This window comes from Arthrobacter sp. NicSoilC5 (assembly GCF_019977395.1).
Taxonomy (GTDB): Bacteria; Actinomycetota; Actinomycetes; order Actinomycetales; family Micrococcaceae; genus Arthrobacter.
On record NZ_AP024660.1, the window covers coordinates 4,542,765 to 4,562,324 of the forward strand.

Annotated in this window: 19 protein-coding genes; 15 read left to right on the forward strand and 4 right to left on the reverse strand. The window is 68.2% G+C overall.

The window, feature by feature from the left end; genetic code table 11:
• Window positions 1-2: 2 nt before the first annotated feature.
• A complete protein-coding gene (locus LDO22_RS21060; RefSeq protein ID WP_159632372.1) occupies window positions 3-842 on the forward strand; it encodes a CoA ester lyase in 840 nt (279 codons plus the stop codon).
• Here LDO22_RS21060 and LDO22_RS21065 read toward each other — a convergent pair whose 3' ends face one another.
• A complete protein-coding gene (locus LDO22_RS21065; RefSeq protein WP_224027300.1) occupies window positions 843-2,312 on the reverse strand; it encodes a lipase maturation factor family protein in 1,470 nt (489 codons plus the stop codon). It abuts the gene before it with no gap.
• 110 nt (window positions 2,313-2,422) lie between these two features.
• Here LDO22_RS21065 and dxr point away from each other — a divergent pair, with 110 nt between their 5' ends.
• From dxr to LDO22_RS21120, 11 genes are all read left to right on the forward strand, one after another.
• A complete protein-coding gene (dxr, locus tag LDO22_RS21070) occupies window positions 2,423-3,607 on the forward strand; it encodes a 1-deoxy-D-xylulose-5-phosphate reductoisomerase (protein ID WP_224025574.1) in 1,185 nt (394 codons plus the stop codon).
• A gap of 17 nt (window positions 3,608-3,624) precedes the next feature.
• Window positions 3,625-4,956, forward strand: coding sequence for a site-2 protease family protein (locus tag LDO22_RS21075; RefSeq protein ID WP_224025575.1), 1,332 nt, complete (start codon window positions 3,625-3,627; stop codon window positions 4,954-4,956).
• 77 nt (window positions 4,957-5,033) lie between these two features.
• Window positions 5,034-5,816, forward strand: coding sequence for a MarR family transcriptional regulator (locus tag LDO22_RS21080; RefSeq protein WP_224025576.1), 783 nt, complete (start codon window positions 5,034-5,036; stop codon window positions 5,814-5,816).
• Window positions 5,813-6,418, forward strand: coding sequence for a hypothetical protein (locus LDO22_RS21085; RefSeq protein WP_224025577.1), 606 nt, complete (start codon window positions 5,813-5,815; stop codon window positions 6,416-6,418). The genes LDO22_RS21080 and LDO22_RS21085 overlap by 4 nt, the downstream gene beginning before the upstream one ends.
• 98 nt (window positions 6,419-6,516) lie before the next feature.
• Window positions 6,517-6,810: a YciI family protein gene (locus LDO22_RS21090; protein WP_224025578.1), complete on the forward strand. Its 294-nt coding sequence runs from the start codon at window positions 6,517-6,519 to the stop codon at window positions 6,808-6,810.
• A gap of 34 nt (window positions 6,811-6,844) precedes the next feature.
• Complete coding sequence (ispG, locus tag LDO22_RS21095) at window positions 6,845-8,011, forward strand: flavodoxin-dependent (E)-4-hydroxy-3-methylbut-2-enyl-diphosphate synthase (RefSeq protein ID WP_224025579.1); 1,167 nt, start codon at window positions 6,845-6,847, stop codon at window positions 8,009-8,011.
• The gene (locus LDO22_RS21100) at window positions 7,974-8,864 is read left to right on the forward strand and encodes a GNAT family N-acetyltransferase (protein ID WP_224027301.1); all 891 of its coding nucleotides are present in this window, start codon (window positions 7,974-7,976) and stop codon (window positions 8,862-8,864) included. Before ispG ends, LDO22_RS21100 begins: the two co-directional genes overlap by 38 nt.
• A 39-nt stretch (window positions 8,865-8,903) precedes the next feature.
• Window positions 8,904-9,665 (forward strand): hypothetical protein, encoded by a 762-nt coding sequence (locus LDO22_RS21105; protein ID WP_224025580.1) that lies wholly within the window; start codon window positions 8,904-8,906, stop codon window positions 9,663-9,665.
• A 354-nt stretch (window positions 9,666-10,019) separates the two neighbouring features.
• The gene (locus tag LDO22_RS21110) at window positions 10,020-11,831 is read left to right on the forward strand and encodes a proline--tRNA ligase (protein ID WP_224025581.1); all 1,812 of its coding nucleotides are present in this window, start codon (window positions 10,020-10,022) and stop codon (window positions 11,829-11,831) included.
• Window positions 11,828-12,622 (forward strand): TSUP family transporter, encoded by a 795-nt coding sequence (locus LDO22_RS21115; RefSeq protein ID WP_224025582.1) that lies wholly within the window; start codon window positions 11,828-11,830, stop codon window positions 12,620-12,622. Before LDO22_RS21110 ends, LDO22_RS21115 begins: the two co-directional genes overlap by 4 nt.
• Window positions 12,623-12,678: 56 nt before the next feature.
• Window positions 12,679-14,070, forward strand: a complete 1,392-nt coding sequence (locus LDO22_RS21120; RefSeq protein ID WP_224025583.1) for a pyridoxal-dependent decarboxylase — start codon at window positions 12,679-12,681, stop codon at window positions 14,068-14,070.
• Between the two features lie 43 nt (window positions 14,071-14,113).
• Here LDO22_RS21120 and LDO22_RS21125 read toward each other — a convergent pair whose 3' ends face one another.
• The 3 genes from LDO22_RS21125 to LDO22_RS21135 all read right to left on the reverse strand — a co-directional run bounded on the left by LDO22_RS21125 (window position 14,114) and on the right by LDO22_RS21135 (window position 17,203).
• The gene (locus LDO22_RS21125) at window positions 14,114-15,127 is read right to left on the reverse strand and encodes an aminoglycoside phosphotransferase family protein (RefSeq protein WP_224025584.1); all 1,014 of its coding nucleotides are present in this window, start codon (window positions 15,125-15,127) and stop codon (window positions 14,114-14,116) included.
• A gap of 34 nt (window positions 15,128-15,161) precedes the next feature.
• Complete coding sequence (locus LDO22_RS21130) at window positions 15,162-15,929, reverse strand: VIT family protein (protein WP_159632363.1); 768 nt, start codon at window positions 15,927-15,929, stop codon at window positions 15,162-15,164.
• Window positions 15,930-16,027: 98 nt separating this feature from the next.
• On the reverse strand, window positions 16,028-17,203 hold the full coding sequence (locus tag LDO22_RS21135) for a DUF4439 domain-containing protein (protein WP_224025585.1): 1,176 nt from the start codon (window positions 17,201-17,203) through the stop codon (window positions 16,028-16,030).
• A 140-nt stretch (window positions 17,204-17,343) separates the two neighbouring features.
• On the opposite strand from LDO22_RS21135, the gene rimP reads away from it, so the two are divergent.
• The 3 genes from rimP (at window position 17,344) to LDO22_RS21150 (ending at window position 19,462) form a co-directional block, all read left to right on the forward strand.
• A complete protein-coding gene (gene rimP, locus LDO22_RS21140) occupies window positions 17,344-17,955 on the forward strand; it encodes a ribosome maturation factor RimP (RefSeq protein ID WP_224025586.1) in 612 nt (203 codons plus the stop codon).
• On the forward strand, window positions 17,955-18,935 hold the full coding sequence (nusA, locus tag LDO22_RS21145; protein ID WP_159632360.1) for a transcription termination factor NusA: 981 nt from the start codon (window positions 17,955-17,957) through the stop codon (window positions 18,933-18,935). The genes rimP and nusA overlap by 1 nt, the downstream gene beginning before the upstream one ends.
• A gap of 194 nt (window positions 18,936-19,129) precedes the next feature.
• On the forward strand, window positions 19,130-19,462 hold the full coding sequence (locus LDO22_RS21150) for a YlxR family protein (protein WP_346347087.1): 333 nt from the start codon (window positions 19,130-19,132) through the stop codon (window positions 19,460-19,462).
• Window positions 19,463-19,560 lie beyond the last annotated feature (98 nt).

The window sequence follows — 19,560 nt, forward strand, 5'->3', positions numbered from 1 at the left end:
TTATGACCTTTGTGATGGGCCCCGCCCTGCTCTTCTGCCCCGCCGACCGTCCCGAGCGCTACCAAAAGGCCGCCGCCCGCGCGGACGCCGTCATACTGGACCTCGAAGACGCGGTGGCGCCGGCAGACAAGCAGCGGGCCCGCGGCGCCATCCTGGCCCAGCTGGGCACCACCGGCGTGGAGCCCGAGCTTGAGCCCAGCTGCACCATTGTCAGGGTCAACCCCGTGGGCACCGAGGACTTCGAAAAAGACCTGCACTGCCTGGCGCACACGCCCTACCGCACCGTGATGCTGGCCAAGGCAGAATCGGCCGACCAGCTCAAGGCGCTGGAGGGATACCAGGTCATTGCGCTGTGCGAAACGGCGGTGGGCGTCCTCAACGCCCCGGCGATCGCCGCGGCGCCGAATGTGGTGGGCCTGATGTGGGGGGCTGAGGACCTGCTGGCTTCCCTGGGCGGCACGTCCAGCCGGACGGACGACGGCGGCTACCGGGCAGTGGCCCTGCACGCCCGCTCGTCAGTGCTCCTGGCAGCGCGGGCGCACGGCAAGGAAGCAGTGGACGCCGTGTACACCACCATCCCGGACCTCGACGGGCTGGCTGCTGAAGCGGCCGACGCCGTGGCCTCCGGCTTCAGCTCCAAGGCCTGCATCCATCCCAGCCAGGCAGCCGTGGTCCGCAAGGCCTATGCGCCCTCGGACGATGAGGTGGCCGCAGCCACCGCCCTGCTGGACGCTGCCGCGTCGGCGGGCTCCGGGGTCTTCAAGTACCAGGGCAAAATGATCGACGGCCCCATCCTCAAGCACGCCCAGGAGATCGTCCGGCGCGCTGCCGTGGAGGCATAACTACCGTTGCCATCCCTCCGGCCGCCGGAGGGACGTGGCCGGGATCGGCTCATACAGCAGCGTCCGCACCCAGCGGTTCCCTGTTTCCCGGAACTCCTTCCGGCTGGCGAAGCGGTAATGGAAACTGCGCACGCGCACCCAGCGTGGCGCGGCGCCGTCGAACGGGTCCTTCCGCAGCAGCCGCAGCATCTGCCGGTCCGCCGCCAGCAGCTTGCCCAGGAAGGCGTAGAACCATTCCTCGTGCACGGTCCGCAGCGGCAGGAACCACATCAGCCAGTCCAGCCGCAGGTGGTACGGGGCCCACTGCCGCGGAATCCGGCGCACGTCCCCCGGCTTGCCCTTGAAGCCGTACTCGCGCCAGTCCGAACTGTCACCGGGGTCCTCGTCCAGCGTGCCCTCCACCACGATCTCGATGCGCTGCTTGGTCACCGTGCCAAACGCGCCGTAGGCGTTGACCAGCTGCCACCGGTTGAAGCTGGCGTTCATCAGCTGCCGGCGGGAGAAGAGGTTCCGCAGCGGCCAGTAGCTCAGCACCAGCAGCAGGACCGACGCCGCCAAGGTCACGGCCAGCCACCACAGCGGGGTTTCCGGCCGGGCACCCGCGGCGGCATTCCAGTCCGCGGGGATGGCGGGGATCACGGCGTGCGCCACGGGGTCGCTGACCGCCGCGAACGCCAGCACGATCGCCATCCAGTTCAGCCAGGCGAAGTTGCCGCTGGCCACCAGCCACAGCTGGGTCACCACCACCACTCCCGCCGCGACGCTTGCCACGGGCTGGGGTGCGAACAGCAGGAACGGCACCACCAGCTGGGCGATGTGGTTGCCCACCACCTCGATCCGGTGCAGCGGCCTGGGCAGCAGGTGGGCCTGCCGGCTCAACGGCCCGGGCATGGGCTGGGTTTCGTGGTGGTAGTACAGGGCGGTCAGGTCGCGCCACTCCCTGCCGCCGCGGATCTTGATCATTCCCGCGCCGAACTCCAGCCGGAACACCAGCCACACGGTCAGGATCAGGATGGTCCGGGGCGGCTCCGTCTGGTTGGAACCCAGGAAGCCCACCGTGAAACCCGCCTCCAGGAGCAGCATTTCCCAGCCGAACCCGTAGAAGGTCTGGCCCACGTTCACGATGGACATGTACAGCAGCCACAGGGCCAGGAACGCAAGCAGCGGCACCCAGGGCGGGCCCAGCTGCGGGATTCCGGCCACCAGCAGCGCCGACACCACCAGCCCTGCGGCGCAGACTCCGCGCAGCAGCCCGTCCGAGTACCGCCAGCGGAACAGCGTAGGCCGGCGAAAGCGGGGGAACGCGGACAGGAACCCGGGCACCGGGAGGAGGCCGCGCTCGCCGAGCAGGGCGGGGAACTGGTTCATCGTTGACAGGAACGCAACAAAATACAGCGCCGCCACACCCCGTTGCAGCACCTGCCGGGCGAACCCGTATTCCGGCGCGTCAAACCACCACAGCCAGTCCACGGATTCCACGTTACGCCCGGTCACGCGGGGGTCAAGGTGCACCATCGGGCCCGGGCGGAGCAGGGCCAGGGGCGTCAAAGGGGCCCGGACGGGTGCGGGATACTTAACCCATGCAGCCACGCAGAATCGTCCTCCTCGGATCCACCGGTTCCATCGGCACCCAGGCGATTGACGTCGTCGACGGCGCCCCGCACCTGTTCGAGGTGGTGGCGCTCAGTGCCGGGGGCGGCAACCTGGAACTCCTGGCGCAGCAGGCGGTCCACACCGGCGCCGCGGCGGTGGGGATTGCCGGCGGAGATCCTGCCCGGCTGGCGGCGCTGATCAGCGACGCCGCCGCTGCGGCAGGCCGCCAGGGGTACCGGCCGGAGATCGTGGCGGGCCCGGACGCGTCCGCCCGCATCGCCGCGATTGAGGCGGACGTGGTGCTCAACGGCATCACCGGATCCATCGGCCTGGCACCCACGCTCGCGGCCCTCAAGTCCGGGGCCACCCTTGCCCTTGCCAACAAGGAGTCCCTGATCGTAGGCGGCAGCCTGGTCAAGGCCGCAGCCCGCGAAGGCCAGATCGTCCCCGTCGATTCGGAGCACTCCGCCATCGCCCAATGCCTGCGCTCCGGCACTGCCGATGAGGTGGACAAGCTCATCCTCACAGCTTCAGGAGGACCGTTCCGGGGCAGGAGCCGGGAAGAGCTCCACGCCGTCACCCCCCGGGAAGCCCTGGCCCACCCCACCTGGGACATGGGCGTCATGGTCACCACCAACTCGGCCACCCTGGTGAACAAAGGCCTGGAAGTCATCGAGGCCCACCTGCTGTTCGACATTCCCCTGGACCGGATCGACGTCGTCGTGCACCCCCAGTCCGTGGTCCATTCCATGGTCCAGTTCGTGGACGGCTCCACCATCGCCCAGGCGTCCCCGCCCGACATGCGCCTGCCCATTGCCCTGGGGCTCGGCTGGCCGGCGCGCGTGCCCAACGCCGCCGTCCCGTGCGACTGGACCCAGGCCGCCACCTGGACCTTCGAACCGCTGGACACGGATGCCTTTCCCGCCGTCGGGCTGGCCAAGGACGCCGCCAAGCAGGGGAGCACCTACCCTGCTGTCTTCAATGCGGCCAACGAGGAAGCGGTCACGGCGTTCCATGCCGGCCGGATCCGTTTCACCGACATCGTCGACACCGTGGACAGTGTGCTCAGCGAACACTCAGGTTCCTCCGGGCTGACGGTGGAATCCGTGCTGGATGCTGAAAGCTGGGCACGCGCCCGGGCCCACGAACGTTTAGCAGTCAGCAGTCTCTAGGAAGCAGCAGCACCTCCATGACCCCTGTCCTACTTTTCATCCTCGGCGTTGTCTTCGTCGCCCTTGGCATCGCCGTGTCCATTGCGCTCCACGAAGTGGGCCACCTGGTCCCCGCCAAGCTCTTCAAGGTCCGCGTCACCAAGTACATGATCGGGTTCGGCCCCACACTGTGGTCGCGCCGAAAGGGCGAAACCGAATACGGCGTGAAGGCCGTGCCGCTGGGCGGCTACGTCTCCATGATCGGCATGTATCCGCCGAACAAGGAGGACGGCTCGGTCCGGCCTTCGAGCACCGGCATGTTCCAGACGCTGGCCACCGAGGCCCGTTCCATGGCCCACGAGGAAGTGGGGCCCGGCGACGAAAACCGGGTCTTCTACCGCCTGCCGGTCTGGAAGAAGGTCATCGTGATGCTGGGCGGCCCGGCCATGAACATGATCCTTGGCGTGCTGCTCACCGCCGTTCTGCTGATGGGCTTCGGCGTGGCGACGGCCACCACCACCATTTCCGACGTCTCCAAGTGCCAGGTAGCCGCAGGGCAGACCGTCGACCCCGATTCCACCGACTGCCAGCCGACGCCCGCCGCCGCGGCCGGCCTGAAGCCCAATGACACCATCACCTCCTTCGACGGCAAACCTGTCACCAGGTGGGACCAGCTGACGGAATGGATCCGCGCTTCCGCCGGCAAGGAAGTCTCCATTACGGTGCAGCGGGACGGCAACCCGGTATCCACCACCGTGACCCCCGTCCTGTCGGCCCGGCCGGTCATGGGAACCGACGGTCGCCAGGCCACCGACGCCGCCGGCAACCTCCAGTACCAGGACGTCGGATTCCTTGGCATCGGCGCGCAGACGGCGCTGGTGCCCCAGCCGGCGTCGTCCGTCCTGCCCATGGCGGGGGAGAACATCCGCCAGGTGGCCGGTGTTGTCTTCAACCTGCCTGCCCGCGTGGTGGGCGTGGCCAAGGCTGCGTTCAGCGAAGAGCCGCGCGACCCCAACGGGCCCATCAGCGTGGTTGGCGTGGGCAGGGTTGCAGGCGAGGTGGCAGCCATGGAGGCCGTGCCGATGCAGTCCCGGGTGGCAACCCTCGTCGGACTGCTGGCCGGCCTGAACTTCGCACTTGCGGTGTTCAACCTGGTCCCGCTCCTCCCACTTGACGGCGGCCACGTTGCGGGCGCCCTGTACGAGGGCGTCCGGCGCCGGGTGGCAAAGCTGCGCGGGCGGCCGGATCCCGGGGCCTTCGACATCGCCAAACTGCTTCCCGTCACGTACGTGGTCGCGGCGCTGTTGATGGGCATGAGCGCGTTGTTGATCTACGCGGACATCGTCAAGCCGGTCAACCTGTTCGGATAATCGCCCCATATCGGTTGACTTTCAAAAATCAGCCAAATCTGATTGATTGATCACTCTCAACCGCCTATGGTTGAGAGATGTTCGTCATGACCATCGACCAGCGCGGAAGTACCGGTGACCAGGACCGTGTACCGGCCCTGCTGGACCAGCTTGCCGGCCTTGAGCTGCCCAACCCGGAACAGCCGGTCTTCGAGCGCTCCGTAGGGGATGAAGTCCAGGGAGTGGTCCGGGACGCCTCCGCCGTGGTGGAGATAGCCCTGCACGCGCTCCGCGGCGGCCACTGGTACATAGGCATTGGCGTTGGGACCGTGGTCCTGCCGCCCCACGCCAGTCCCCGGGAAGGAACCGGAACGGCCTTTGTTGCCGCGCGGAAGGCTGTTGAGCTTGCCAAGGGCGCCGGTTCCCAGGTGCCGTTGTCGGTGGTGCCCGGCATCATGGCAGGGGAAGCGGCCAAAGGTGTCGCTGCAGCGGAGGGGGTGCAGGCTTGTGCCAATGCGGAGGCGGTGCTCCGGCTGCTGGGCCGGCTTGTCCAGGACCGCACGGAAGCGCAGTGGCGGGTGGTGGACGCCCTGCGCCGCCTGGGCGCGCGGGGCCAGGGCCAGGGCCGGCACGGAAGCCAGAAGCACGTGGCGCTTGAACTCGGAATTTCGGAGCAGTCGGTGAGCCGTACCGTGCTTCGCTCCGGGTGGCAGGAAGAATGGGCAGCCAGGCCGGCCGCGTCCATGCTCCTTGGTTTTGCCGACTCCCGGGTTGGCCAGGCCGAAAAGGATGTCCCTGCGCAGCAACAGCAGCAGGCGCCTGCGCAGCGGCAGGGGCCTGGGCAGCGAAAGCCGGCGGACCGGATTGAAGGAGACACGTGACCGCACTGTGGGTGGCAGTGGCCTTGCTGGTGGCGGGCTTTGCCGGCTGGCCGGTCACTGCGCTGGTGTTCAAGCTCGCCCGGACCATCGACGACAAGGCAGATGCCGCCAAGGCCGCGGAGGAAGCCCGGGCGGCGGAAGAGGACCCGTCGGCTGACGTCACCGTCGATGACCCTTCCCCTGCATCCCCGGGGCCGCGCGGAGGCACCGTGCCGGCGGTGGGCGCAGACCCGGTTCCTGACCCAGACCCGGCTCGTGACGCTGCCGGCGGCGCAGGCAACCAGGCGGTGGACCGTGAGCTGACCGCTACTCCCGGCCGGCCGGCGTCGAACGGTCCCGCAGCCGAACCCGCCGCACCCAGCCAGCGCATCCTGCGCGGCGGGGCCATCATCGGCGTGCTGGAGCGGCTGGGGGTGTGCCTTGCCATCCTTACCGGCCAGCCCGTGGCCATCGCCTACATCGTTGCCATCAAGGGCCTGGGTAGGTTCGCGGAGCTGAAGGAGACGCCGGTGGCGGCTGAGCGTTTCATCATCGGGACCCTCACCTCCATGCTCTGGGCCGCCGGCACCGCGGCCGCGGTCAAAGTCCTCTTCCTGCACTGACCGCAGCCCCCTGGGTGCCGTCCGCTCCGCCCCGGCGCATCCTCCCGCATTGGGGGCTTGGGACGGTACCAGGGCGGCCATGGCGATAGGGTAGCGGTATGACAGTTTTTGCCGTTGAGTACGTTTATGCCGCCAACTCCACCGAAACCCGCAATGAGGTCCGCCCCGCGCACCGGGAGTGGACAGGCGGCCTGGCACAGGACAGCGTCATCGTGGCCAGCGGCCCCTACGGCGACGGCGCGGGTGCCCTGCTGATCTTCAAGGCGTCAGATGAAGGCGCCCTCAACTCGATCCTCAAGCAGGACCCTTTCGCCGAAGCCGGTGTGATCGCCGGAACCCGCATCACCGAATGGTCTCCGGTAACCGGCATGCTGGCCGGGATTGCCGCGTAGCCGCCTTTTTACCCTTTCAACTCAAGGAGTCCACGTGACCTCGGTCAGCCTGGGAATGCCGTCAGCACCACCGCCCGTCCTTGCCCCCCGCCGCAAGACGCGCCAAATCAAGGTCGGCTCGGTAGGCGTCGGATCTGATTTCCCCATCAGCGTGCAGTCCATGACCACCACGCCCACCACGGATATCAACGCCACCCTGCAGCAAATCGCCGAGCTCACGGCGTCCGGCTGCGACATCGTCCGCGTGGCCTGCCCGTCCGCCGACGATGCCGAGGCGCTGCCCATCATCGCCCGGAAATCGCAGATCCCGGTCATCGCGGACATCCACTTCCAGCCCAAGTACGTCTTCGCGGCCATCGAGGCCGGCTGTGCGGCAGTGCGCGTGAACCCCGGAAACATCCGCAAGTTCGATGACCAGGTCAAGGAGATCGCCGCCGCCGCCAAGGACCACGGCACCTCCATCCGCATCGGGGTCAACGCGGGCTCCCTGGAGCCGGGCATCCTCAAGAAGTACGGCAAGGCCACCCCCGAAGCGCTGGTTGAGTCAGCGGTCTGGGAAGCCTCGCTCTTCGAGGAACACGGCTTCCACGACTTCAAGATCTCCGTAAAGCACAACGACCCCGTGATCATGGTGGCCGCCTACGAGATGCTCGCGGAAAAAGGCGACTGGCCCCTGCACCTGGGCGTCACCGAAGCCGGCCCCGCCTTCCAGGGCACCATCAAGTCCGCCACGGCCTTCGGGGCGCTTCTCTCGCGCGGCATCGGCGACACCATCCGGGTGTCCCTCTCCGCGCCGCCGGTGGAAGAGATCAAGGTGGGCAACCAGATCCTCCAGTCGCTGAACCTGCGCCCGCGCAAGCTTGAAATCGTGTCCTGCCCTTCCTGCGGCCGTGCCCAGGTTGACGTGTACACTCTGGCAGAACAGGTCACCGCCGGGCTGGAAGGGATGGAGATCCCGCTGCGCGTGGCAGTCATGGGTTGCGTCGTCAACGGCCCCGGTGAGGCCCGCGAAGCTGATCTTGGTGTTGCCTCCGGCAACGGCAAGGGCCAGATCTTCGTGAAGGGCGAGGTCATCAAGACTGTTCCCGAGAGCGCAATTGTTGAGACACTGATCGAAGAGGCTATGCGTATCGCGGAAGAGATGGGGGAGGCCGATGGCGAAGATGCTATCAAGGGTAGCCCCGTGGTTAGCGTCTCGTAAGGACGCGGCAGACCCCGCGGGGCTTTCTGTCCGTACCCTCGACGGCCAGGACACCCCCGCGCTGACATCGCTCGCCGGGCAGGACCCGGTAACCAACGTATTCATCCTGGCGCACCTTCGTGCCACGGGAACGGCGGCACCCACCAGCGGCGGCGCCGGGGTCATCGGCGTTTTCGACGACGGCATCCTTGCCGGTGCGTGCTGGGCCGGATCCAACCTGGTTCCGGTCCAGCTCGATCCCGCCCTGGCCCCCCTGGTGGCCGATGCCGCCAACAGCTCCGGGCGCCGGTACGCGTCCGCCTTCGGTCCGGCGGATGCGGTGCTGGCGCTCCATGCCGAACTGGCGGAGCTCGGCCACCGTGCCCACGAGGTCCGGGCGGACCAGCCACTGATGGTCATTGAGGGACCGCCCCTGGTGCAGCCCGATCCCGGCCTGGCCCTGGGGAACCTGGCCGACTTCGACCGCATCCTCCCGGCCTGCGCCGCCATGTTCGAGGAGGAGGTGGGCTACTCGCCGTACCTTGGCGGCAGGGAGTTCTACAGCCGCCGCGTCGAGGGCCTCATCCGGCAGGGTCATTCCATGGTCCACCTCAATGACGCGGGGGAGGTGGTGTTCAAAGCCGAGCTGGGGGCCGTCACGGACGATGTCACCCAGGTCCAGGGGGTCTGGATGAATCCGGTCTTCCGCGGCCAGGGGTTGAGTGCCGGCTACATGTCGGCAGTCGTGGAAAAGGCCCAGCAGATAGCACCCGTGACCAGCCTTTATGTCAACGGCTTCAACATCAGGGCACGATCCACGTACGAACGCGTCGGCTTCCGCCAGGTGGGCACCTTCGCTACAGTTCTCTTCTAGCCGGCGGTCGCCGGTTCCAAGCAGAATATTGGGGGAAAAGTGAAGACATCGGTGCTGGGAACTTTCGGGGCGTCAGTCCTTTTGGCCGTAGCAGTTTCTGCGTGTGGGGGACCCGGGCCGCAGGCCGCAGAGTCCTCACCGGCACCGTCCGCGGGCTCCGGCACCACAGCCGCCGACCCCACCGCCACGGCAACTCCTACGCCAACCTCGACGGCGAAGGCATACACGGCCGAAGAGCTGGCTGCCATAGTGGGCCAGGTGCGGGACGCGGCCGACCGGAGGCTGACCGTCCTGCCCAGTGCCGATATCAACACCACGCTGGAGCAGACGAAGTCGATGCTTGCCTCCATCGACGTCAAGCCGGAGGAGTGCAAGGCGCTGGCGGCCGCAAGCACCGTGCCTTCGGTCGACGGAGCAGCCATGGCGGTGGGCATGAGCAATGATGCGTCCACAGGCGCTGTCACTGCCCTGTCTTTGGTTGCCGGCCTGGACCAAAGCTTCCTCAGCAAGGTTGCCGACCCATCGGAACAGCTGGCGAAATGCTCTTCAATGACCATGACTGCCTCGGGTATGGACGTCTCTGTCACCATCACGCCGGTGGACGCCGGCACACAGCCCGGTGCGGTCGCCTACCGCACGGACAGTGCCCTGCCGGACGGCCGTACCCAGTCCACCATCACGGCGCAACTGGTCCGCCAGGGCGTGGTGCTCACCTCGGTTGCGTCCGGCGGCGCAAGCGAGGCCGACGCCGTCCGTCGGGCAGGTGCGCTCCTTGACTCCGCGGCTGCCCTGGTGAAGTAACAAGCGGCGGCAAACACGGGGCAAACGGATTCCCAAAATAAAAACACTTGTCAAACGTGTGCACGATCACATAAGTTCGATCTAGCTGCGCTGGAAGTGGGGTGGGCGGTCTCACCAGTCCTCACCAGTACTCAGGCGATAACGGCGTTGAGCCACGCCCGGATGCGATGACCAGCCCTATTGGGGGGCCAGGGGCTTTGTATTCCCGGGCGTGGCTCTACTGTGTCCGGGGGTGGTCCCTGGTGCTCCCGCCACCGCCAGTAAGTCCCGCCGGTTGAGTGCCGGTAGATTAGTACCCAGACGAATTTGTCCGGCCCTGCTGACCCAGCACTTCCCCAGAAACGGATACCACCCGTGCTCCTACGACTGTCCCAGCTTTTCCTGCGCACGCTGCGCGAAGACCCCGTCGACGCCGAGGTTGCCAGCCACAAACTCCTGGTCCGCGCCGGCTACATCCGCCGCGCCGCCCCCGGCATCTACACCTGGCTGCCGCTGGGGCTGAGCGTCCTGCGCAAGGTCGAGGAAATCATCCGCGAGGAAATGACGGCCATCGGCGCCCAGGAAGTCCACTTCCCGGCCCTGCTGCCCCGGGAACCGTATGAGGCCACCAACCGCTGGACCGAATACGGCGAGGGCCTGTTCCGGCTGCAGGACCGCAAGGGCGCCGACTACCTGCTGGCCCCCACGCACGAGGAAATGTTCACGCTCCTGGTCAAGGACCTGTACTCGTCCTACAAGGACCTGCCGCTAAGCCTGTACCAAATCCAGAACAAGTACCGCGACGAGGCACGTCCCCGGGCAGGGCTCCTCCGCGGCCGTGAGTTCATCATGAAGGATTCCTACTCCTTCGACGTCGACGACGCCGGCCTGGATGCCAGCTACGCAGCGCACCGCGCCGCCTACCTGAAGATCTTCGAGCGCCTCGGACTCGAGGTTGTGCCGGTAGCGGCCACTGCCGGCGCCATGGGCGGATCCAGGAGCGAGGAATTCCTGTTCCCCACCGAGATTGGCGAGGACACCTTCGTCCGCTCCGCAGGCGGCTACGCGGCCAACGTGGAGGCTGTCACCACGGTGGTCCCCGACCCGATCGACTTCACCAATGCTCCGGCAGCGGAAGTCCTGGACACCCCGGACACGCCCACCATCGAGACCCTGGTTGCCGCGTCCAACCAGATTGCCCCGCGGGCAGAGGCCGACGGCGGCGCCTGGGCTGCCGCCGACACGCTCAAGAACGTGGTCCTCGCCGTCACCCTGCCCACCGGTGAGCGTCAGCTGGTGGTCATCGGCGTTCCCGGCGACCGCGCAGTGGACCTCAAGCGCGTCGAAGCCAACATCGGCGCCTTCCTGCCCATCGCAGGCGAGATCGGACTCGAGCAGGCCGGCGAGGAGGACCTGAAGAAGCAGCCGCTGATCGTCAAGGGCTACCTGGGCCCGGGCCTTTCCCCGGACCAGGCCCTCCTCGGCGCCGAGAGCGCCACAAAGCTCCTCTACCTGGTGGACCCGCGCGTGGTCAGCGGCACCGCCTGGATCACCGGCGCCAACGAGGCCGGCAAGCACGTCTTCGGTTTGGTCGCGGGCCGCGACTTTACCTGGGACGGCGTGATCGAGTGCACTGAAGTCCGTGCCGGCGATCCTTCGCCGGACGGCTCCGGCCCCCTGGAAACCGCCCGCGGCATCGAAATGGGCCACATCTTCCAGCTGGGCCGCAAGTACGCCGAAGCCCTGGACCTCAAGGTGCTGGACCAGAACGGCAAGCAGGTAGTGGTCACCATGGGTTCCTACGGCGTCGGCGTAACCCGGGCCGTGGCAGCCCTGGCCGAAGCCAACCACGATGACCGCGGCCTGGTCTGGCCCCGCACCGTGGCACCTGCCGACGTGCATGTGGTGGCCGTGGGCCGCGGCGAGGAGATCTTCCAGGCAGCGGAGAAACTCTCGGCAGACCTTGAAGCGGCAGGCCTGTCGGTCATCTACGACGACCGTCCCAAGGTCTCGCCCGGCGTGAAGTTCGGCGACGCGGAACTGGTGGGCGTGCCCACCATCCTCGCCGTGGGCCGCGGGCTGGTGGACGGTGTGGTGGAAATCAAGGACCGCCGCAGCGGTGAAGCCGAGAACATCGAGGTGGACAAGGCCGTCGACTACGTGGTCAACGCCGTCCGCAACCAGTGATCTCCGGCTTCGAATCGATCCAGCTCACCACCATCATCCTGATCGTGGTGGCTGGATTCGCAGCCGGCTGGGTTGACGCGGTGGTGGGCGGCGGGGGCCTTATCCAGCTTCCCGCACTGCTGCTGGTTCCCGGCATCGCGCCGGTCCAGGCGCTGGCCACCAACAAGATGGGCTCCATCTTCGGGACCGCCACCAGCGCCGCCACGTACTACCGGAGGGTGGGGCCGGACCTTCGGACGGCCGTCCCCATGGCCGTCATAGCCCTCGCGGGCAGCTTCGGCGGGGCGAGCCTGGCGGCCACCCTGCCGGCCGGGGTCTTCAAGCCCATCATCGTGGTGGCGCTGGTCGCCGTCGCGCTTTTCACCGCCCTCAAACCCAGCGTCGGCGAGCTGACGGCACTGCGGCACGAAGGCCACCGGCACTATGTGGTGGCCTGCCTCATCGGTGCGGTGATCGGGTTCTATGACGGACTCATCGGCCCCGGGACGGGGTCCTTCCTGGTCATTGCCCTGGTGTCCGCCATGGGGTATGCGTTCCTGGAAGCGAGCGCCAAGGCCAAGATCGTGAACATGGCCACGAACGCCGGGGCGCTGCTGTTCTTCCTCCCGCACGGCTCCATCCTGTGGGGCATCGGCCTGCTGCTCGGGGCAGCGAACATGGCCGGAGGCTACCTGGGCGCCCGGACCGCCGTGCAGCAGGGCAGCAAGTTTGTCCGGGTGGTCTTCCTGGTGGTTGTCGGGGCCTTGATCATCAAGCTCGGCTACGACGTCTGGCAGGAGAACTTCGCCTGACCCCGGCCCGGAAACTGGTTCTCGTGACCCGGGCGTGCCCGGCGTAGCATGCAGGTATGGCACACGGCGACGACGGGTATGCCGCGGCGTTGGCAGCCGCAGCAGGGCACTCGCAGGCCTGGCTGGCCAGCCTCCGGGACCGCCCTGTAGGCCCCCGCGTGCATGCCTCTGACCTTGCCGGCGTGTTTGGCGGCCCACTGCCCGCAGCAGGCATGCCCGCTGCTGAGGTGATCGATTTCCTTGCCACGCAGGCCGAGCCCGGGCTGATGGCCATGCCCTCGGGCCGGTTCTTCGGCTGGGTCATCGGCGGTACCCTGCCCGCTGCACTGGCCTCAGACTGGCTGGTGAGCGCCTGGGACCAGAACGCGGCCATGCGCTACGCCACCCCCGCCACAGCCGCCATAGAGGACGGCGCCGGAAAGTGGCTGCTGGACCTGCTGGGGCTGCCCGGCGGGTCCGACGTCGGCTTCGTCACCGGGGCCACCATGGCCAACTTCACTGGGATGGCCGCCGCCCGCTGGCGGCTCCTGGCCGACGCCGGATGGGACCTGGACCGGGACGGACTGTCCGGGGCGCCGCGGATCCGCTGCTTCGTGGGCCGGGAACGGCACGACACTGTCGACCTTGGCCTCCGCTACCTTGGCCTGGGGAAGCCAATCCAGGTCGACGCCGACGCGCAGGGCCGCCTGCTTCCCGCCGCGCTGGACGCCGCCCTCGCCGCCGGGTCCGGCCCCGCCCTGGTATGCCTCCAGGCGGGCAACGTGCACTCGGGCGCCTTTGACCCCTTTGCCGAGGCCATCGCCGTCGCACGCAAACACGGCGCGTGGGTCCACGTCGATGGCGCCTTTGGCCTGTGGGCCGCCGCTGTGCCGGAACTGCGGCACCTCACCCGGGGGTTTGAAGAGGCGGATTCGTGGGGCACCGACGCCCACAAGACCCTGAACGTGCCATACGACTGCGGCATCGCCATCGTCCGGGACCCGTCGGCGCTGCGGGCTGCGATGGGCCTGCATGCCAGCTACCTGGTGCATGACGCCGAAGGCCCGGGCGACCCTTTCGAAAAAGTCCCCGAGCTGTCCCGTCGCGCACGGGGAGTGCCGGTCTGGGCGGCCCTGAAAAGCCTCGGCCGCGACGGGGTGGCCGCGCACGTGGGCGGCCTGGCCGCGGCAGCAACGGCCATCGCGGAGGGAGTGGCGGCCCTGGACGGGGTGGAGGTACTCAACGATGTCGGCTACACCCAGGTGTGCCTGGCATTCGGGGATGACGACACCACCCGCGCAGTCACCGCCCGCGTCATCGAGGAGGGGAAGGTGTGGATGTCCGGTTCGCACTGGCGGGACCGGGACATCCTCCGGGTTTCGGTGAGCAACTGGCACACGGCGGGTGAGGATGTGGCCACGGCAGTGGACGCTGTCCGGTCAGCCCTTGCCGCGGTGCGGAACTCCTGACCATCCAGCACCAATGCCCGCCTTCCGGCAGCAGGGCGGGACCCTATCCACCCTGCCCAGGTTCCGGCAGCGAATGGGGATGCGGCAGGCCCTCCAGGGTGTTTCCGGCGAGGGTGCTGGCTACCCAAAGCGACCGCGCCAGGTCACCCCTATGGCCCTTCCCGGCGTACCACAGCGCGTTTTCCACCTCCCTGGCGATGCCCCATTCCCTGGCCGCGTCCGGGTCCAGCCCGGCGGCGGTGCTGAAATCGTGGCAGCGGCCGAGGAGCGCTGGAGCGGGCCGGGCCGCGGGCAGGTCTCCCAGGCGGTTCCAGAGCAGCGGCGCAACCGCGAACTCGGGCTCACCGATCATGGGCTGGGGGTCGATCGCCGCATAGCCGGCCGCGGCTGCCTCCGCTGTTCCAGGCCGGGCCAGGATGTTCAGGAAATGCAGGTCCGTGTGGACCAGGAGATCCCGGCCGGACCGGCGTCCCACCGCGCCGCGTGTCTGGCACACCTCCAGCGCCGCTTCCAACAGCCACCGGGGAAACGGCCGTCCCAGTTGTTCCCAGTCCGCGGGCAGGTCATCGCTCCATTGTTCGGCCCGGGCAGCTATGTGGGTGAACTCCTGCCATTCCGGGCGGTGGTCCGGGACAAGTCCCAGCTGACGCACCAATCCGCCCCACACCTGCGCTGCCTCATCCAGCGGCAGGTCCGCCAATGACCGGCCGGCGTCGAGCCGTTCCAGGAGCATGGCACAGGATCCGCTGTCCGAGGCCAGCAGGAGGACGGCACCGCGGCCGCCCCAGAGCGCCAGCGCATGCCGCTCCACCTTGGCCTCATCGTGGGGAAAAGCGATTTTGAGGGCTGCCGGCGAGCCGTCATCCTGCCGTACCGGCACGACCAGGCCGCCGTGGCCGCTCCAGGGGAAGCAGCCCGGCACCAGGTCAACCTCCAGATGCCACTGTTCCAGACGCTCGGCCAGCAGGCGCGGAAGACTGCCCAGCCAGGCCCGTCCCGCACTGCTGCGGGCGTAGCGGGAAGCGAGGTCAGGGGGAACGGGAACGGCAGCCGGCACGGCGCCAGATGACAAGGGGCCGGGCACCACGGGATCAGACAACACCGGAGGCGCCGAGCAGGTTGCCGATGACGAACGTTGCCGCGAGGGCCAGGGCGCCGCCCACCACCACGCGGACAGCTGCCCTGGTTTTCGAGCCGCCGCCAATCCAGGCACCGAGTGCACCTGTCAACGCCAGGGCCACCAGCACCGATATGAACGTCAGCGGGACCCGGATCCCCGGCGGCGGCAGCAGGATGGCCAGCATGGGCAGGATGGCGCCAATGGTGAAGGCAATGGCCGAGGCGAAAGCCGCGTGCCAGGGGCTGACAATGTCCGCTTCGTCGATGTTGAGCTCGGCGGACAGGTGCGCTGCCAGGACATCATGGGCCGTAAGCTCGCTGGCGACCTTGGCCGCCGTCTCCGGGGTGAGGCCCTTGGCCTGGTAGATGGCGGTCAGCTCAGCCAGTTCCGCTTCCGGGTCCTCCGCCAGCTCGCGGCGCTCCTTCTCGATCAGCGCCCGCTGGCTGTCGCTTTGGCTGCTGACGGAAACATATTCGCCCAGCGCCATGGACACCGCGCCGCCCACCACCCCGGCTACGCCCGCCGTGAGGATGGGGCCCAGCTCGGCGGTGGCCCCCGCCACGCCCACGACGATGGCGGCAACGGAGACGATGCCGTCGTTGGCGCCCAGGACACCGGCGCGCAGCCAGTTCAGCCGGTGCGCTGTATCGTCGCCGTGCGGCTCAGTCTCCAGGTGGCGGTTCAGGTCCGGGCCGGCTGCATTGGTCCCCGGGGCATCGGCCGGTTCGTCCGCGTTCATGCCTTCAGCAAACCACCCCCGCCCGCCCAATGCCACCCTCCACAAGGCCTTCCTTCGGGACCGGATCCAGGGCGGGACGGCGGTCCGTTCAGCGGGGGTCAGGATGCGGCGGGCGACGGCGCCAGGCCGGTCCCGGCGGGAAGGGCAGGCAGTTGCCCGGTGTCCAGGAGCAGGCCCGGCACAGGCCCGGGGTCTGCTCCCCAGCGCAGGGCACGGCCTGCGGCGGAGCGAAGGGCTGCCAGGGCCCATGTCCGGTCCTGGCCCTGCGAGACGGCCACAACGTCGCCATACGAGGCCAGCGTTGCCGCCTCAAGTTTGCCCAGCCCGGCGGCCGGGGCAGCCAGGAAGCCCGGATCGAGGACGTACCCGGGCTGTTGCGGCACGGGGCCGCCGCAGGCCGCCCGGAGCCGTTCCGCCGCGGCCGCAGCCAGATCCTTGTGCACGCCCAGGAATTCCGACGCCGGACCGGTCTCGGCGGGAGCGAGGCGGGGGAGCGCCGCCTGGTAGCCGTAAACGGCCCGCTGCTCGGCGGAAACGGCCGCGGCCAGGGCCTGGCGCGTGCCGGGGGCAGTGCCTGGCGCCGCGCTGTCCTTGACGGACGGGGCTGAGACGGACGGGGCTGAGGCGGGCGGGGCTGAGGCCGGCGTGCCTGAAGGGGCCGGGGACAACATGGCCTGGACTGAAGGCGAGGGGCACGGGGAAGCGGCTGCTGCTGTCCCGGGCGCCTCGGCGTCGGGTCCTGGGGTTCCCTGCGGTGCGGGGACCCCGGCGGCAGCGGCAAGACGCCCGGCCGCGATGAGCTGCGCGGTGCCGGCACCCGCGAGAAGCCGTGCCATGCCGCCGTCGGCCGTTTCAGCGTCCCTGAGCCGGATGGTCCCGCTGGTGGCCAGGGCCTGGACCAGCTCCGCGGTGTTTCGTGGACCGGCGACGGACGCTGGTGATGCACCTGCCTGCGGCGATGCCTGGGGCGGGCCGGCCGCAGGCACGGTCGGGGCACCGGTCACGGAGGCGGCGCCCGGGGGCATCAACGCCCTGGCCTGAATGGTCAGCAAGGTCACAACAGGGTCCACAGCGGTGGAATCCGCGGCGCCCGCGGAAGCGAGCTGCATTCCGGCGGCCCGCAGATCGAGGGCCGCACTGAACGCTGCCGCCCGGGCGCGCTCAGAAAACGGAGGCTCGGCAGGGGCAGGTTTTTCCGCGGGAATCAGGGCGAAACCGAGGCTCAGGACAACCAGGGCAGCCAGCGCGAAGACGGCAAATCGGATCGGGCGCATGCGGGGGGCGGTGTCCTGGCGGCGGTCTTTCACAACAGACCATGGTGTCACGCTGAGGGGGCACCCCGGTGCACCACTGGACCGGTAAAATAGCTACGCTAGTAAACACCACATCATCTATAGGGAGGGCGGCCGGCATCGTGAGCAATGCAGAAGCCACGGCTTCACCAGACCATACCGGTACGGGAAGCGGATCCGCGCCGGCCCACAATCCTGAAGCTGCCAGGCTCCGGGCCCTCCTGGAACCCGCGGTCCAGGCCAACCGCCTGTACCTCGAGGATGTTGCCATCATCCCCGGCTCCCACCGGGTGGTCCACGTTGTGGTGGACCTGCCGCAGGAGGAGACCGGCGGAGTCAGCCTTGACGTCATCGCGGACATCTCCCGGGTGCTCTCTGACGTGCTGGACAACGACCCCAACGACGACGGGCGGCCCTACGACCTCGAGGTGTCCTCACCCGGCGTCGGGCGTCCCCTGACCGAACCCCGGCACTGGCACCGCGCCCGCGGCCGGATGGTCAAGGTCAACGTCATCCAGGGCGAAAACGTCACCGGCCGCATCCACGCCGTGGACGGTGGGGGAGTGACGGTTATCCCCGAGGTGCCCGTCAAGAAGGGCATGAAGCCCCGGCAGGGTGACCCGGTAAAACTTCCTTTCGACAGGATCCGCAACGGAAAAGTCGAGATCGAATTCAGCCACCTCCCGGAGGACGGTCTGGAACCTGAACACAATGGACCTTCCGAGGAGGCCTGATGGATATTGACATGAGCGCACTGAGACTTTTGGAGCGTGAGCGTGAAATCCCGCTGGACCTCCTGATCCCCACCATCGAGCAGGCGCTCCTGGTGGCCTACCACAAGTCACCCGGCGCCTTCGAAAAAGCCCGCGCCGAACTGGACCGCAAGAGCGGCCACGTCACCATCTGGGCTGTCGAGATTGACGACGACGGCGCGCCCATCGGCGAATTCGAGCACACCCCGGAGGGGTTCGGCCGCATCGCTGCCAGCACCGCACGGCAGATCATCCTGCAGCGGCTCCGCGACGTTGAGGACGACAACGTACTGGGCGAGTTCAAGGGCCGCGAAGGCGAACTGGTGTCCGGCACCATCCAGCAGGGCAACAACCCGCACATGATCCAGGTCAACCTGGGGTCGATCGAGGCTCTCCTGCCGCCGCCCGAGCAGGTTCCCGGTGAAAAGTACATCCACGGCAACCGGCTGCGCGCCCTGGTCATCGATGTGCACCGCGGCACCAAGGGCCCGTCCGTCACGCTGTCCCGGTCACACCCGGGCCTGGTCCGGAAGCTCTTCGAACTCGAAGTACCCGAGATCGCCGACCACTCCGTGGAAATCGTGGCGCTGGCCCGCGAAGCCGGGCACCGCACCAAGATCGCCGTCAAGGCGAACACCCCTGGAATCAACGCCAAGGGTGCCTGCATCGGTGAAATGGGCTCCCGCGTCCGCGCCGTCATGACCGAGCTGAACGACGAAAAGATCGACATCGTCGATTTCAGCGAGAACCCGGCCACGTTCATTGCCAGTGCCCTGTCGCCGTCGCGCGTGAATTCGGTCACCATCACGGACGAGGCCACGCGCTCCGCCCGGGTGGTGGTCCCGGACTACCAGCTGTCGCTGGCCATCGGCAAGGAAGGCCAGAACGCCCGCCTGGCGGCCAAGCTGACCGGCTGGCGCATCGACATCGTCTCCGACGCCGCGGGCAACCGCGATAAGTGAGGTCCGGGCAGGGTGGCTGCTGCACCGCAACAGCCACCCGGTTTCGGGCAGAACGGCCCGGAGGGGCTAGAATAGATAAGACCGCGCCTAACGGCCGGTAGCCGTGTGCCTTGGGCGTGCTCGTTTCCGTGACTGCGGAAACGGTAAAACCTGCGGCCAGCAGAAAGAACGTCAGGACGATGACCGTGGCAGAAATGCTTTCCACCGGGAATCAGCCCCAACGTACCTGCATCGGCTGCCGGAAGAAGGGTCCGCGGTCGCAGTTGCTCCGGCTCGTCGCCGAAGGCAGCGGGTCAACCGCCGTCCTGGTGGATGAACGACGCCGGATGGCTGGCCGGGGTGCATGGCTGCACCCCAGCGCATCGTGCCTGGCTCTGGCGATCAAGCGGCGAGCATTCGGGCGTGCCCTCCAGGGCGCAACCGGGACCGCAGCCGTCGAACACCGGATCACGTCAGGCCCGAACGTTGACGCCGCCCCGGTGGCTGCAACACCAACCGTCCAACCTGAAAGCGGGTCAGAAATCTGATGGAAACCCGATGAGTTCCCAGCGATGAGTGCGTAACGATGACAACTTTGTTGCGCTCTGCAATGGGCCCCTTCGCATCAACAGCGGCTGGGGTCCGC